Below are 13,320 nucleotides of genomic sequence, written 5' to 3'. Positions count from 1 at the left end.
GATGCGAAGACCCATGAGTTGTTCCTCCTTGACGGGGGTCCTGACCGGCCCATCCGTGAGCCGTGGCGTTGCGCCACTCTCATCGGCGACCGCCCGGCGACCTCAAGGAATCCCCGAGGATTTTTCTGACTTCTCCGCTGAACCGGGCAAATGCAAATTCGGTGGGAAACCGCTCAGGGCCACGGTGAACGTGCCGACGTGTGCGGATGAGCGGGTTGCCGAACGGGTGCGGCCCGACCGGCGAACGACCGGAGGACAGGGTGAGCCTGACCGATCTGGCCAGCGTCCTGTGGCGCTCTCGCGAGCTGCTGGAGATGCTGCTGTTCAAGCTTGAGGAGGAGCAACTGCTCCTCGCGGCGAACCGGTCGCGCTGGCTCAGCCACGCCACCCGGGAGGTGGAGGTGGTGCTGGATCAGATCCGGCAGACCGAGGTGATCCGTGCCGCGTACGCCCAGGATGTCGCGGTCGAACTCGGCCTCGACCCGGAGGCGTCGCTCGGCGAGTTGGCCGACGCGGCCCCGGATCCCTGGTCGGACCTGTTGCACCAGCACCGTAAGGCATTCCTGCTGTTGACGTCGGAGATCAGGGCCCTGGCCGACCTCAACCGAGACCTGCTCACCGCGGGTCAGCGCGCGGCTCGCGAAACCATGCTCGTGTTCGCGGAGACTGTGGAAACGTACGGACCACAGGGCCAGACCGTCACCGGCGGGGCTCGGCGCCCCACCCTCGTTGATGAGGCGATCTGATGGGCAGCACGTTCAGTGGACTCAACACGGCTCTGACCTCCTTGTACGCGCAGCGGCGCGGCTTGGACGTCACCGGCCAGAACATCGCGAACGCGAACACCGAGGGGTACACCCGCCAGCGGGTGGTGCTGTCGTCGCAGAACGCCAACCTGGTACCCGGCATGTATGCGACCAGCACCGAACCCGGTGGCGGAGTCGCCGTCTCCTCGGTGGATCGGCTCCGCAACGCGGGGCTGGACCAGCGCAGCTACACCGAGCACGCGAACTCGGCGTTCCACAACGCCCGGGCCGGCGCGTACGGCCTGATCGAAGACGTGTTCGCGGAGCCGAGCGACACCGCCCTGCAGGGCCGGCTCGCCGACATGTGGGAGGGCTGGAACAAGGTCGCCGCCACCCCGGGTGACACGTCGGCCAAGGCCGCGCTCCTGGAGCAGGCGTCCACGGTCGCCTCGACGATCAACGACGCGGCGACGGCGTTGAACAACCAGTACAAGTCGGCGCGTACGAACCTGGGCACCGACGTCGACGAGATCAACCAGACGGCCACCGCGCTGGCCAAGCTGAACCACGAGATCGTCATCGCCCAGCAGTCCGGTCTGGCCCCCAACGAGCTGAAGGACCAGCGGGGTCAGCTCGCCCTCAAGCTCTCCGAGATGGCCGGGGCGAGCTTCAGCGAGACGCCGAACGGCGGGATGAACGTCTACATCGGCAACGCGCCCCTGGTCAGCGGGTTCACCACCCGGACGATCGAGATCGAGCCGGGCAGCGCCTCCCGGCTGGAGGATCTGGCCAGCACCGACGTCAACCTGCGCTTTGCGGACACCAAGGCCCCGGTCGCCGCCGGCGGCACGCTCGGCGCGACGATGGAGCTGCTCGTCAAGGGCGGCACGCTCGACACCATGACGCAGCGGCTGGACACGGTCGCGACGAAACTCGCCACCGACGTGAACGCCATCCACAACACGGCGTACGCGATCGACGGCACCCCGGGTGGCGATTTCTTCGTCCGCAACGACGGGCTCCCCGGCAATGTGACCGCCGCGCAGATCCGGGTGGCGGTGACCGATCCGGCCAAGCTGGCGATCTCCTCGGGCGACCCGACGGGCACACCCCGGGTGCTGGACGGCAACAAGGCGAACGATCTCGCCGATCTGGCCGACTCGCGGGTCGGCGCGGACGCCGAGTACCGGTCGTTGATCGGGGAACTCGGTGTGTCGGCACAGTCGGCACAGCGCCGACGGGATGTGCAGAACGCGGTGACCGACCAGGTCGACGCGGCCCGCGACGCCGAGTCGGGGGTCAACCTCGACGAGGAGATGACGAATCTGCTCACTTTCCAGCGCGGCTACGAGGCCGCGAGCCGGGTCCTCACCACCATCGACTCGATGCTCGACCAATTGATCAACCGCACCGGCATGGTCGGTAGGTAAGGGAGCGTAGATGAGCAGCAGCCCCAGGGTCACCGAGAGCAGCATGCACATCCGCGTGCTGTCCGCCCTTCAGCGCAACCAGAACCGCAGTCAGCAGGCCATGGAGAAGGTCTCCAGCGGCAAGCAGCTGACCCGCCCGTCGGACTCACCGACCGGCACGGTCACCGCGTTGCAGCTGCGCGACGAGGTGCGCGCCAGCAAGAGGTACTCCAGCAACGCCGACGACGCGCTGGGCCGGCTCGGCGTCGTGCAGGACAACCTGCAGAGCACGCTGGATCTGGTCGGCGTGGCCCGTAACCGCACGCTGGAGGCGAGCAACCTCGGCGGCTCCTCCACACCGGAGGCGAACAAGGCCCGCGCCGCCGAGCTCGAGCAGATCAAGGCCAACCTGATCCAGTACTCCAACTCCAAGTATCTGGACCGGCCGGTGTTCGGCGGTGCCACGCCGGACTTCGAGGCCTACGACACCAACGGCAATTACATCGGGCAGTCGGCCGACCAGACGCTCCGGGCGATCGGGCCGAACGCCAAGATCCGAGTCGACGTCCGGGGCCCGGAGGCCTTCGGTAACGACTACCTCCTCGACGCGAGCGGGAACTACGTCGACGCGAACGGCAACCCCAGCGCGACCCCGGTACGGAATCCAGCCCAGCTCTTCAACGTGCTGGATGACGTCATCGCGGCCATGAAGTCCGGCGACTCGGAGGCATTGACGGCCGGGCTGCAGAATCTAGACAAAGCCTCTGATCTCATGAAATCCACCCTTTCGGAGGTAGGTGCCCGATACAATCGAGTTACCCAGATGAAGCAGTCCGCTGAGGATCGCTTGATGTCCGTGTCGTCGCAGTTGTCTGATGTCGAGGACATCGATCTGCCCAAGGCGATCATGGATTTGCAGCTCCAGCAAACCTCGTATCAGGCCGCCCTGGCCGCCACGGCCAAGGTGATCCAGCCCTCGCTCATCGATTTCCTGAGGTGACCATGACTACCCGCTCCATGTCCCGACCGATCGAGGCCACCATGACGGATCCGTCGCTGGGCCTGCCCACCATCTCCATGGCGGTGCCCATGCCGGGATTCCCGGCGCACAAGGAATTCGTTCTGGTCCGGCTGAATGACGACGGTCTGCTCTTCGCTCTGACTTCGCTCGACGACCCGGAGCTGCGCTTCCTGGTCGCGCCGCCGGAACCGTTCTTCCCGGAGTACGCCCCGGAGATCGATGAATCGATTTTCGCCGCGCTGAACACCCATGACCCGGACCGCGCGCTGCTGCTGACCATCATCACCGTGAGCGAAGAGGAGACCACGGCGAACCTCCTCGCCCCGATCGTGGTGGACCGGGACAGCATGCGGGCCATGCAGACGATCCTCACCGGCTCCGGTTATCCGGTCCGGGCGATCATGCACCGGGCGTTCTGAACCTCCAGCGCAGGCGCGGTCGCGTTCCCTCGCGACCGCGCTTTTGCCATGCTGTCCGTTCCATGGCTGGAGGAGGGCGTCGATGCTTGTGCTGACCAGGCGGGCCGGGGAGAGCGTGATGATCGGCGACGATGTCGTGATCACCGTGCTGGAGGCCCGGGGTGACGTCATTCGGCTGGGTATAGAGGCTCCGCGTGACGTGCAGGTACACCGTGAGGAGGTGTACCGCGAGTTGCAGGAGGCGAACCGTGCCGCCGCGTCGCCGACCGACGACGCGGTCAAGGCGGTCACCAAGATGTTCGAGAAGCCGGGGGAGTGAGGACGCACCCCACCTGCACCGGCGGCTGACCCCGCAGACAACGCGCGACCGGCATTCTTCTCCACGACGGAGAACTTCAGTCGGGAGTGATCGTGGGCGCAGAGCGGGAACCAGTCATCGGCGGTGGTGCCATCGGCACCGCGTGCGCGTTTGACCTGACGGTGGATGCCCACGTGCACACCGGATTCGCGGCGGGGCGGGATGCCGTCGGTGTGGTGGTCTCGGCCGCCGACCGGGCCGGCCTGACCGTGCTCACCTTCGCCGACCAGGTGGGGCCGGACACCACCTGGCTGACCGCGTACGCGGACGCCGTGCGCCGGGCCCGGCATCGCACCGAGATGACGCTGCGGGTGGCCGCCGAGGTCGAGGTGGTCAGCCCGGACGGCTGGCTCGCCCTGCCCGCGGACCTGACCCAGTTGGACGCGCTGTCGGTGGCGGTCTCCGCCCTGCCGTGCCGCGGCCAGCTGCTGGACGCCCGCGCGGTCCGGGATCGGCTGGCGGCCGGCGAGATGACCGCCGAGCAGGTCGCCGAGCAACTGGTCCAGACCATCGTGCGGGGCCTCGAGCGCGCCTCCCGGTACGTACCCACCCAGCTGGCCCGTCCGCTCGCGCTGCTGGCCCAGGCCGGTGTGGACGACGCCGCGGTGTCGCCCGCGCTGATCGCCGACCTGGCCGCCGCCTGCCGCGGCACCGGCACCGTGGTGGAGGTCAGCGAGGCGTGGCGCAGCCCGTCCCCGAGCCTGGTCGCGATGCTGCGGGATGCCGCCGTGACCTTGGTGCCCGCGAGTGATGCCCGTTATGCCGCTGAGGTGGGCGGTTGGCAGTACCTGCGACGAGTCTGAACGAAAGGCAAACGCGGATCGCGTTCGCCTCCGTACTCTCTGTCATGCCAGCACTTCAGCATGGGAGAGATGCGATGAGTATGGTTCAACAAGCCATCGAGGTGAGTGCACCGTTGCACACGGTGTACCAGCAGCTCGCCGCGTTCGAGAACTACCCGCGGTTCATGACCGGAGTCCGCCAGGTGACCACCAGCGGCAGCGACCAGACGCACTGGATCATGGACGTGGACGGCAAGCGCCGTGAGTTCGACGCGCAGATCATCGAGCAGACGCTGGATGAGCGGGTCTCCTGGTCGACCATGGAGGGGCCACTCCTAGCCGAGACCCTGACGCTACGCCCGATGGGGGAGACGAAAACTCAGATCGTCGCTCAGCTCGAGGCCGACATCGCGTTCCTCATGCCCAGCGACCGGCACGGCCAGGAGTCCCTGAACCGCCGGCTCAAGGCCGACCTGACCACCTTCAAGGGCCTGGTGGAGAGTGGTGTGCTCGGTGGTCGCCCGATGCCCGCGGGGGCCAGCTCCAAGCGTTTGACCTCCCCGGCACGGGACTTCGCCTCGCCGGCCTCGGTCGCCACGCGTGTGCACAAGCATCCACCCGCCGGCAGCTCCGACAGTGACCCGGTGAGCGGCGGTGTGACGGGCTCGGCCCACATGGGCGGTCGCAGCACGTCCGGCGACATCTGGGGAAGCGGAATGATCAACGAGGAGGAGCGCGGGATCGGCTGATCCCGGGCGCTCAGGACAGGCTGTGACGGCCGGCCGGGACGATCCGGCCGGCCGTCAGCGTGGCGCCGCTTCGAGGGTGACCAGCAGGCGGGCGCCCCGGGGAACGGCGTGTTCGTAACGCACCGAACCGCCGTTCGCCTCGACCAGGTGGCGGACGATGAACAGCCCCAGGCCGGCACCCTTGATGAAGCGTCCGAACAGGTCGGGCAACACGTTGTCGGGAATGCCGGCTCCGCTGTCCTGCACCCAGAGCAGCACGGTCCCGTCCGGCTGCAGGGTGGCGCCGACCTGGATCGGTTGCGACCCGTGCGTGGTCGCGTTCTTCAACAGGTTCTCCACGACCACCGCCAGGTGACCCCGGTCGGCCAGCGCGGAGAGCTCCTCGTCGATCGAGATCTCCACCTGGCCCTGGCCGTCGACGGCCGTGCGGACCACCTCGAGCAGGGGTACCGGCACCCGCCGGGCGGTAACCGCCCCGGTGTCCAGACGGAACAGCAGCTGCAGGTCGTTCATCATCTTGACCAGTCGCCGGGTGTTCTTGTCGATCTTCTGGGCCAGCTCCAGCCGGATGTCGTCCGGCAGGTCGGTCCAGTCCGCGGAGAGCAGCTCGGCCAGGCTGGCGATCGAGCTGATCGGTTGTGCCACGTCGTGGGTGAGCATCGAGGTGAGGTCGTTCTTGAAGGCGAGCGCCGCGGCCAGGTCGGCGTTGCCGCGCTCCAGTTCGGCGGCGTGCTCGCTGAGCGCCTCCTCCGCCTCCTTCCGATCGGCGATGTCGACGCAGGTGGCGACGTATCCGCGGGGCGCCCCGGCGGCGTCCGGGATGGCCGCCATGGTGGCCAGTACCGGCACCGCGGTGCCGTCGGCGCGGGGCAGCAGCCAGTCGCCGCCGCTGCTGCCGGGTGGGGGCAGCGGCGGCGGTTCACGCACGTCGGCGGGCTGCCCGGTGAGCTCCCGCCAGCGCCGGTTGACGTCGATCACCCGGTAGTTGGCGTCGAGCACCATGACCGCTTCGTTCATCGACTGGAGCACGGTGTCCGCGAAGTCTTGACTGTCGCGCAGCTCGGCGGCGAGGCGACGGTGCCGGCGGTCGGCGAGGTCCAGGGTTCGTACCAGGAAAGCCAGTAGGCCGAGGAGGCCGAGAGCGGCCAGGATCGCGCCGGTGCTGACCGCCGCGGCCGGCCGGCTCAGCCCGGTCCGTACCGCGAACGTGCTGACCAGTACCGCGATCAGCGGCGCCGCGATGAGCGCCGGCACCAGCCGGCGCACCGCGGCGCGGGGCCCGGAGCGGTCCAGGGCGGGCGGCGGCCCGGCTTCCGGCCGGGCCAGGATGGCCCCGGCGGTGAGGATGAGCAGGCCGCCGGCCAGGTGGAGGGGCATCACCCGGGCGGTGGCCGGGCCGTCGGCGAACAGCCGGGGGATGAGCGCGACCAGTGCGATGGTGGCCGCCGCGATCAGCAGCGGGTCGGCGACCCGCACCGGGGTGGCGCCGGCCCGGCGCGGGATCCGCAGGTCGAGGCAGGTGATCGCGAGCCCGGAGAGCAACGTGGCGAGTGCGGCGGCCGGGTACCGGTCCAGCATGCTGGCGCCGAGGGCGGCCGCGGTGAGGGCCGACACCGTGGCCGTGCCCGCGCGCAGGCGGCCGGCGAGCCCGGTGGTCAGCGGTGCGACCTGGAACAGCAGGGCGAGCCCGGCCGGAACCAACGCGACCGCCGGAGCGGGCGTGAGCCGTTCCGGCGGTGCGATGAAATCGGACCTGTGGGTGTTCAGGAGGCCGAGGACGGTGACCGTAATTCCGGCGCATCCGGCGATCAGCTGGGACAACCTGCCCACGCCGCGTGCCGCGATATGCACATATCCCCCCATGACGTGAGGAAACGATCATATCGCGGTACGGGCCGTTACTTGCCCGCCCAGACGAACCCTTCCTCCACGCGGACCTTGCTGGCCACCCGGGCGATCTCAGCGTGCATCCGGTTCGCGTGGTGGCCGCAGAACGCCAGGTCGCCGCCGCTGGTCAGGGTCACCTCCAGCTTGGCGGCCGCGCCACAACGATCGCAGCGATCGGTCAATTCGCCGACGGTATCGATCTCGGGCGACAGCAGGGTGGTCATATCGCTCTCCTTGCTCAATGGCGGTGTGCAGCGGTCCTGACGGCAGTAGATCGGCCCGCCGCCGAGACGCCTTAGATGTTCGGCCGCCGGAAACCGCTCTGCAGACGGCCAGCAGGCCCGGATCGGCGCAACGTCCCCGCACCTCAAAGGGACCCGGTTCTGCTCTTGTCGCTCTTCAACATTTCCCTCAAGTTGCTCCGGCATTCCCCCCTGGGGCCGGGCACCTAGCGAGGGAGACACATTGATGTTCGGTTCCGACGCCAAGCGCACGGCCATCCGCTTCATGGCTGTCGCGAGCGCCGCCACCGTTTCTCTGTACGGCTTCACCGCTCCGGCCTCGGCCGCTCCGGCCGCTCCGGCGGTCGGGACGATCCTGGAAGCCGGCGCCCCGGACGCCATCGCGAACAGCTACATCGTCGTCCTCAAGGACGGCGCCGAGGCCGTCGCCGCTGCCGCGTCGAACCTGACCGCCAGGTACGGCGGCCAGGTCCTCGACAACTATGAGGCCACCGTACGCGGATTCCACGCTCAGATGTCCGAGACCGAGGCGTCCCACCTCGCCGCCGACCCGGCCGTCGATTACGTCGAGCAGAACGCCAAGATCGGTATGACGGCCGTCCAGACCGCCGCTCCGTGGGGCCTGGACCGGATCGACCAGCGCACCCCGGCCCTGAACCAGCGGTACGCGTACGCGCCGGCGAGCGGCGTCACCGCCTACGTCATCGACACCGGCATCAACACCGCGCACCGCGACTTCGGCGGCCGGGCGACCAGCGGCTACGACTTCGTCGACAAGGACCGGATCGCGAACGACTGCAACGGGCACGGCACCCACGTGGCCGGTACCGTCGGCGGCGCCACCTACGGCGTGGCCAAGGACGTCAAGCTGGTCGGCGTGAAGGTCCTCGGCTGCGATGGCTCCGGCTCGTACGCCGACTTCATCGCCGGCGTCGACTGGGTCACCGAGAACGCCCAGCTGCCCGCCGTGGCGAACATGAGCGTCGGCGGCCCGAAGAGCAAGGCCCTCGACGACGCGGTCGACCGGTCGATCGCGCGCGGCGTCACGTACGTCATCGCGGCCGGCAACGAGAACAAGAACGCCTGCAAGAGCTCCCCGGCCGACACCGCCGACGCGATCACGGTCGGTGCCGTGGACCGCAACGACAAGCGGGCCTCGTTCTCGAACTACGGCTCCTGCCTCGACCTGTTCGCCCCGGGTGTCGACATCCGGTCCGCGTCCAATAAGTCGAACGCCGGTTCCCAGGTGATGAGCGGTACCTCGATGGCCAGCCCGCACGTGGCCGGTGCCGCGGCCCTGGTTCTGCGCGCCCACCCGGACTGGACCCCGCAGCAGGTCCGTGACGACCTGGTCGCGAACGCCGGCTCGGGCCTGGTCCGCAGCCCGGCCGCCGGCTCGCCGAACAAGATGCTCTTCACCGGCTACCTCAACAACGCCGCCGACACCGCGAAGACCACGATGCCGGCGAAGACCGTGAAGAAGCCGGCCAAGCCCGTCACGAAGAAGACCGAGAAGCCGCGCAAGGTCGTCAAGAAGCCGGCCAAGCCCGCCACGAAGAAGACCCTGAAGCCGCGCAAGGTCGTCAAGAAGCGCCGCTGACCTGATCCCGGAACACCCGCCGCGCGACGCGTCATGCGTCGCGCGGCGTCGTGTTTCCCGCGAAACTCGGCCGTCCGGTCCCTGCTCGGCAAAGTGCCCGACTCGGCGGCCCATGGCGGCTAGCGTGAGATCGACCCCAGCCCGCGAGGAGCACTCATGTCCGAGGCGCAGGTCGCCGACGCGCCGACCGTCCTGGTCGTCGACGACGAAGAAGATCTCCGCGACATCATGCGTCGCATGCTGGAACGCAAAGGGTATTCGACCCTGGTGGCGGGTGATCCGGACGAGGCGATCAGCCTCTGCCGGGACCACCCGGGCGAGATAGACGTCCTGGTCACCGACCTGAACCTGCCCGGCGGGAAGTCGGGCGGCGAACTGGCCGGCGCGGTCATCGGGATGCGCCCCGGCGCCGGCGTGGTGTTCATCTCCGGGCTGCCCAAGGACATCGCGGTCACGCAGGGCCTGGTCGGTGACGACGCCCTGCTGGTGAAGAAGCCCTTCACCGCCGACGTCCTGCTCGAAGCATTGCGAACGGCGCTCGGCAACGCGTGATCGCCCCCGCCGGCGCCGGCCGTGGTCAGGGTTGAACGGGCCAGGGCACGGTCAGCTCGCCGAGGCGCCAGCGGGCGGGCCCGTCGAGGACGGCCCGGCCCTCCGCGCGTAACCGGCGGACCGTGGCCAGCCAGCGCTGCCGCGGCCCGAACGGGGTCGCCTCGGTGTCCCACGCCCGGCCCAGCGCACTCAGCAGCTCGTGCACCGGATGACCGGGCACGTTGTGATGGATCAGCGCCTTCGGCAGCCGTTCGGCGAAGACCGAGGGATGTTCCAGCACCGGCAACCGCGCCGACAGGGTGAGCGTCGACGGCACGCCGGCCTCCACCACCGCCCAGGTGGCGATCCGGCCCAGCTCGTCACAGGTCCCCTCGACCAGTAACGCGCCGGTGCCAGTCATCTGCCGCCAGGCCGCCGCCACCCCGTCCTCCTCGTACTGCCGGAGCACGTTGAACGCGCGCACCACCACCGGGGAGAGCCCGGCGAGCTCGAACCCGCCCCGGCGGAACTCCAGGCGGGGCGGGTCGGCGTAGGGGAGGGCGGCGGCGACCCGTACCGGATCGATCTCCAGACCGACCACCGTGACGTCCGGGCGGACCGCGGCCGCCAGGCGGCCGCGGAGCTCGACCGCCGTGACCGGCGTAGCGCCGTACCCCAGATCGATGACCAGCGGCGCGGCCGTCCCGGTCAGCAGCGCCCCGCACCGGTATGCGATGTAGTTGTCCACCCGTCGCAGGCGGTTGGGATTGGTCGTCCCCCGGGTGATCGCGCCGACCGGTTTCACCTGTTACAGCTCCCGGTGCACCTTGTGCTGGGCGGCCTGGGCGATCGGGCGGACGACCAGCCGGTCGATGTTGACGTGCTGCGGCCGGGTCGCGGCGAACGCGATGATGTCCGCGATGTCCTCGGCCACCAGCGGCTCGGCGACCCCGGCGTAGATCGCGTCGGCGCGCTCGTGGTCACCGTCGAAGCGGTTGAGGGAGAACTCTTCGGTGCGCACCATCCCGGGGTCGATCTCCACCACCCGGACCGGCTTGCCGGAGAGCTCCAGGCGCAACGTGCCGACCAGGGCCGTCTGGGCGTGCTTGGCCGCGACGTAGCCGCCACCGCCCTCGTACGGCGTGAAGGCCGCGGTCGACCCGACCGTCACGATCGTCCCCGCTCCGCTCGCCTCCAGCGCCGGGAGCAGCGCCTTCGTGACCCGGAGGGTGCCCAGGACGTTCACGTCGAACATCGCCTGCCAGTCCCGCGTCGAGCCGGTCGCGACCGGGTCCAGCCCGATCGCGCCGCCCGCGTTGTTGACCAGCAGGGCGAGCGGGCCACCGAGACCGGCCACCGTGGCGGCCAGCTCGGCCACCGAGTCGTCCGAGGTCACGTCGCAGGCGACCGCGGTCGCGTCCGCCCCGATCTCCTTGACCAGCGCGTCCAGCCGGTCCGCTCGGCGGGCGGCGGCGACCACGTGGAATCCCTCCCCGGCCAGTCGGCGCGCCGTCGCCGCGCCGATCCCGCTGGACGCCCCAGTGACCACTGCGATTTTCTGCATGACTCAGATCTAACCCCATGACCTGAGTCACCCCGGCCCGGCTGCGTAGTGGTTCAGCGCACGCCGATGGGGAAGATGACAACTACGCAACGTCTTTTACCGGTTGGACCTGAGCGGAGGGACTGAACGTGGCTGAGGTCAGCTGGCCCACCCCGCGGCGCATAGCCACGCTCTCGGTGCACACATCGCCGCTGGAACAGCCGGGCACCGGCGACGCCGGCGGCATGAACGTCTACATCGTCGAGGTGTCCAAGCGGCTCGCCGCGGCCGGAGTCGAGGTGGAGATCTTCACCCGGGCCACCTCCAGCAACCTGCCCCCGACGGTCGAGATGGCCCCGGGCGTGCTCGTCCGGCACGTCACCGCCGGGCCGTACGAGGGTCTCGACAAGGAGGAGCTCTCCTCCCAGCTCTGCGCGTTCACCACCGGCGTGCTGCGGGCGGAAGCGGCCCACCCGCCGGGTCACTACGACCTGATCCATTCGCACTACTGGCTCTCCGGCCAGGTCGGCTGGCTGGCCCGGGAGCGCTGGGGCGTGCCGCACGTGCACACCGCGCACACCCTGGCCAAGGTGAAGAACCGGCTGATCGCGGCGGGTGACCGGCCGGAGCCGAAGGCCCGGGTGATCGGGGAGGAGCAGGTGGTCGCCGAGTCCGACCGCCTGGTCGTCAACACCGGGTTCGAGGCGCAGGATCTGATCACGTACTACCACGCCGACCCGTCCCGGGTCGGCGTGGTGCAGCCCGGGGTCGACCTCGAGCGGTTCCGCCCCGGTGCCGCGGACCGGGCCCGGTTCGGGCTCTCCGAGCGGGATCGGATCGTGGCGTTCGTCGGCCGGATCCAGCCGCTCAAAGCGCCGGATGTGCTCATCTCCGCGCTCGCCGAGCTGCGCGCCGGCGGCACCGAGAACGTCACCGTTGTCATCTGTGGCGGCCCGAGCGGCAGCGGCCTGGACCGGCCGTCCGCGCTGATCGATCTGGCCGCCTCGCTCGGCGTCCTCGACTCGGTGGTGTTCCTGCCGCCGCAGACCGGCGAGGGCCTGGCCGCTCTCTACCGGGCGGCCGACCTGGTCGCGGTGCCGTCCTACAACGAATCGTTCGGGCTGGTCGCGCTGGAGGCGCAGGCCTGCGGCACGCCCGTGGTGGCGGCCGCGGTCGGCGGCCTGGTCACCGCGGTCCAGGACGGTGAGAGCGGGGTCCTGGTCGACGGCCACGACCCGGCCGACTGGGCGCGGGTGCTGGAGCGGCTGCTCGCCGTGCCGGGATACCGCCGGCGCCTGTCGGCCGGCGCGGTGGCCCACGCCGCGCGGTTCTCCTGGGATCGGACCGTGGAGAACCTGCTGCGGGTCTACCGTGACGCGGTGATCGAACACCGGGCGCTGATCACCGCTCGGGTGGAGGGGGCGTCGTGCGCATGGTGAAGGACCTGATCGAGCGCGTGCTCGACGAGCGGGAGCTGGAGTGGGAGGCCACGGGCGAGTCGTCCTATGTGGTCACGCTGCCGGGCTCGCACAAGTTGAAGACGGCCTGCAACCTGATCGTCGGCGAGCACGCGCTGCGGATCGAGGCGTTCGTGATGCGCCAGCCGGACGAGCGCCGGGAGGAGCTGTGGGCGTGGCTGCTGCGGCGCAACGCGCGGATGTACGGGGTGTCGTTCTCCATCGACACTGTCGGCGACGTGTATCTGACCGGGCGGGTATCGCTCAACAGTCTCGATGAGGACGAACTGGACAGGCTGCTGGGCGCGGTTCTGACGTACGCGGACGAGTCCTTCGACACGATGTTGGAGATCGGTTTCGGTACGTCGATTCGCCGCGAGTGGGAGTGGCGCGTCAAGCGTGGCGAGTCTCTCGCGAACCTGCAGGCGTTCAAGCACTTCGCCGCGCCCGCTGCGAACGAACCTGCTGCGGACCTCGCCGGCCCGGAAGTGCCGGCGGCGGGCTGACCCCCGGCACGTCGTCTCGACCTGATCGCGCTGGCCTGCGAAGACGCGATCTTCGCAGCTTGAATTCACC

The 13,320-nt window shown here is 69.6% G+C and carries 15 protein-coding genes; 11 read left to right on the top strand and 4 right to left on the bottom strand.

From position 1 onward, the window contains the following. Positions 1 to 206 precede the first annotated feature (206 nt). From CHC09_RS05340 to CHC09_RS05310, 7 genes are all read left to right on the top strand, one after another. Entirely contained in the window at positions 207 to 746 is a 540-nt protein-coding gene (locus CHC09_RS05340) for a flagellar protein FlgN (RefSeq protein ID WP_239137947.1), read from the top strand. Continuing rightward, complete coding sequence (gene flgK, locus CHC09_RS05335; RefSeq protein WP_089291758.1) at positions 746 to 2,176, top strand: flagellar hook-associated protein FlgK; 1,431 nt, start codon at positions 746 to 748, stop codon at positions 2,174 to 2,176. Before CHC09_RS05340 ends, flgK begins: the two co-directional genes overlap by 1 nt. Before the next feature lie 10 nt (positions 2,177 to 2,186). Next, positions 2,187 to 3,155 carry a flagellin N-terminal helical domain-containing protein gene (locus CHC09_RS05330; protein WP_089291757.1) on the top strand — a complete coding sequence of 323 codons (969 nt, stop codon included), beginning with the start codon at positions 2,187 to 2,189 and terminating at the stop codon, positions 3,153 to 3,155. A 2-nt stretch (positions 3,156 to 3,157) separates the two neighbouring features. Continuing rightward, positions 3,158 to 3,595, top strand: a complete 438-nt coding sequence (gene fliW / locus CHC09_RS05325) for a flagellar assembly protein FliW (RefSeq protein WP_089291756.1) — start codon at positions 3,158 to 3,160, stop codon at positions 3,593 to 3,595. A gap of 82 nt (positions 3,596 to 3,677) precedes the next feature. Beyond that, positions 3,678 to 3,914 (top strand): carbon storage regulator CsrA, encoded by a 237-nt coding sequence (gene csrA, locus CHC09_RS05320; protein WP_089291755.1) that lies wholly within the window; start codon positions 3,678 to 3,680, stop codon positions 3,912 to 3,914. Between the two features lie 92 nt (positions 3,915 to 4,006). After that, entirely contained in the window at positions 4,007 to 4,756 is a 750-nt protein-coding gene (locus tag CHC09_RS05315; protein WP_089291875.1) for a hydrolase, read from the top strand. A gap of 74 nt (positions 4,757 to 4,830) precedes the next feature. Beyond that, positions 4,831 to 5,484: an SRPBCC family protein gene (locus tag CHC09_RS05310; protein WP_239137949.1), complete on the top strand. Its 654-nt coding sequence runs from the start codon at positions 4,831 to 4,833 to the stop codon at positions 5,482 to 5,484. Between the two features lie 54 nt (positions 5,485 to 5,538). Here CHC09_RS05310 and CHC09_RS05305 read toward each other — a convergent pair whose 3' ends face one another. Further along, positions 5,539 to 7,347: a sensor histidine kinase gene (locus CHC09_RS05305; RefSeq protein WP_089291753.1), complete on the bottom strand. Its 1,809-nt coding sequence runs from the start codon at positions 7,345 to 7,347 to the stop codon at positions 5,539 to 5,541. Positions 7,348 to 7,382: 35 nt separating this feature from the next. Further along, complete coding sequence (locus tag CHC09_RS05300; RefSeq protein ID WP_089291752.1) at positions 7,383 to 7,595, bottom strand: DUF7455 domain-containing protein; 213 nt, start codon at positions 7,593 to 7,595, stop codon at positions 7,383 to 7,385. A gap of 244 nt (positions 7,596 to 7,839) precedes the next feature. Between CHC09_RS05300 and CHC09_RS05295 the strand changes: the two genes are divergently transcribed. Both CHC09_RS05295 and CHC09_RS05290 read left to right on the top strand, forming a co-directional pair. After that, on the top strand, positions 7,840 to 9,213 hold the full coding sequence (locus CHC09_RS05295; RefSeq protein WP_089291751.1) for a S8 family peptidase: 1,374 nt from the start codon (positions 7,840 to 7,842) through the stop codon (positions 9,211 to 9,213). 156 nt (positions 9,214 to 9,369) lie between these two features. After that, entirely contained in the window at positions 9,370 to 9,765 is a 396-nt protein-coding gene (locus tag CHC09_RS05290; RefSeq protein ID WP_089291750.1) for a response regulator, read from the top strand. 25 nt (positions 9,766 to 9,790) lie between these two features. Here the strand turns inward: CHC09_RS05290 and CHC09_RS05285 are convergent, their stop codons facing one another. Together CHC09_RS05285 and CHC09_RS05280 are read right to left on the bottom strand one after the other, a co-directional pair. Further along, the gene (locus CHC09_RS05285) at positions 9,791 to 10,549 is read right to left on the bottom strand and encodes an SAM-dependent methyltransferase (RefSeq protein ID WP_089291749.1); all 759 of its coding nucleotides are present in this window, start codon (positions 10,547 to 10,549) and stop codon (positions 9,791 to 9,793) included. A 3-nt stretch (positions 10,550 to 10,552) separates the two neighbouring features. Next, on the bottom strand, positions 10,553 to 11,308 hold the full coding sequence (locus tag CHC09_RS05280) for an SDR family oxidoreductase (protein WP_089291748.1): 756 nt from the start codon (positions 11,306 to 11,308) through the stop codon (positions 10,553 to 10,555). Between the two features lie 128 nt (positions 11,309 to 11,436). Here CHC09_RS05280 and mshA point away from each other — a divergent pair, with 128 nt between their 5' ends. Then, positions 11,437 to 12,726, top strand: coding sequence for a D-inositol-3-phosphate glycosyltransferase (gene mshA / locus CHC09_RS05275; protein WP_089291747.1), 1,290 nt, complete (start codon positions 11,437 to 11,439; stop codon positions 12,724 to 12,726). Then, entirely contained in the window at positions 12,720 to 13,250 is a 531-nt protein-coding gene (locus CHC09_RS05270; protein ID WP_089291746.1) for a type III secretion system chaperone family protein, read from the top strand. The genes mshA and CHC09_RS05270 overlap by 7 nt, the downstream gene beginning before the upstream one ends. The last annotated feature ends 70 nt before the right edge of the window (positions 13,251 to 13,320 follow it).

It is taken from the genome of Actinoplanes regularis (assembly GCF_900188005.1).
Classification (GTDB): Bacteria; Actinomycetota; Actinomycetes; order Mycobacteriales; family Micromonosporaceae; genus Actinoplanes; species Actinoplanes regularis.
Note: the sequence above shows the minus strand (reverse complement) of the source record. Positions and strands in the feature narration are given on the sequence as shown.

Excerpts from the sequence above, each read along its gene's own strand:
- CHC09_RS05300 (WP_089291752.1), bottom strand. The coding sequence starts at position 7,595 with ATGACCACCCTGCTGTCGCCCGAGATCGATACCGTCGGCGAATTGACC.
- flgK (WP_089291758.1), top strand. The coding sequence starts at position 746 with ATGGGCAGCACGTTCAGTGGACTCAACACGGCTCTGACCTCCTTGTAC.
- CHC09_RS05305 (WP_089291753.1), bottom strand. The coding sequence starts at position 7,347 with ATGGGGGGATATGTGCATATCGCGGCACGCGGCGTGGGCAGGTTGTCC.
- CHC09_RS05330 (WP_089291757.1), top strand. The coding sequence starts at position 2,187 with ATGAGCAGCAGCCCCAGGGTCACCGAGAGCAGCATGCACATCCGCGTG.
- CHC09_RS05270 (WP_089291746.1), top strand. The coding sequence starts at position 12,720 with ATGGTGAAGGACCTGATCGAGCGCGTGCTCGACGAGCGGGAGCTGGAG.
- CHC09_RS05280 (WP_089291748.1), bottom strand. The coding sequence starts at position 11,308 with ATGCAGAAAATCGCAGTGGTCACTGGGGCGTCCAGCGGGATCGGCGCG.
- CHC09_RS05310 (WP_239137949.1), top strand. The coding sequence starts at position 4,831 with ATGAGTATGGTTCAACAAGCCATCGAGGTGAGTGCACCGTTGCACACG.
- fliW (WP_089291756.1), top strand. The coding sequence starts at position 3,158 with ATGACTACCCGCTCCATGTCCCGACCGATCGAGGCCACCATGACGGAT.
- CHC09_RS05295 (WP_089291751.1), top strand. The coding sequence starts at position 7,840 with ATGTTCGGTTCCGACGCCAAGCGCACGGCCATCCGCTTCATGGCTGTC.
- CHC09_RS05290 (WP_089291750.1), top strand. The coding sequence starts at position 9,370 with ATGTCCGAGGCGCAGGTCGCCGACGCGCCGACCGTCCTGGTCGTCGAC.
- CHC09_RS05340 (WP_239137947.1), top strand. The coding sequence starts at position 207 with ATGAGCGGGTTGCCGAACGGGTGCGGCCCGACCGGCGAACGACCGGAG.
- csrA (WP_089291755.1), top strand. The coding sequence starts at position 3,678 with ATGCTTGTGCTGACCAGGCGGGCCGGGGAGAGCGTGATGATCGGCGAC.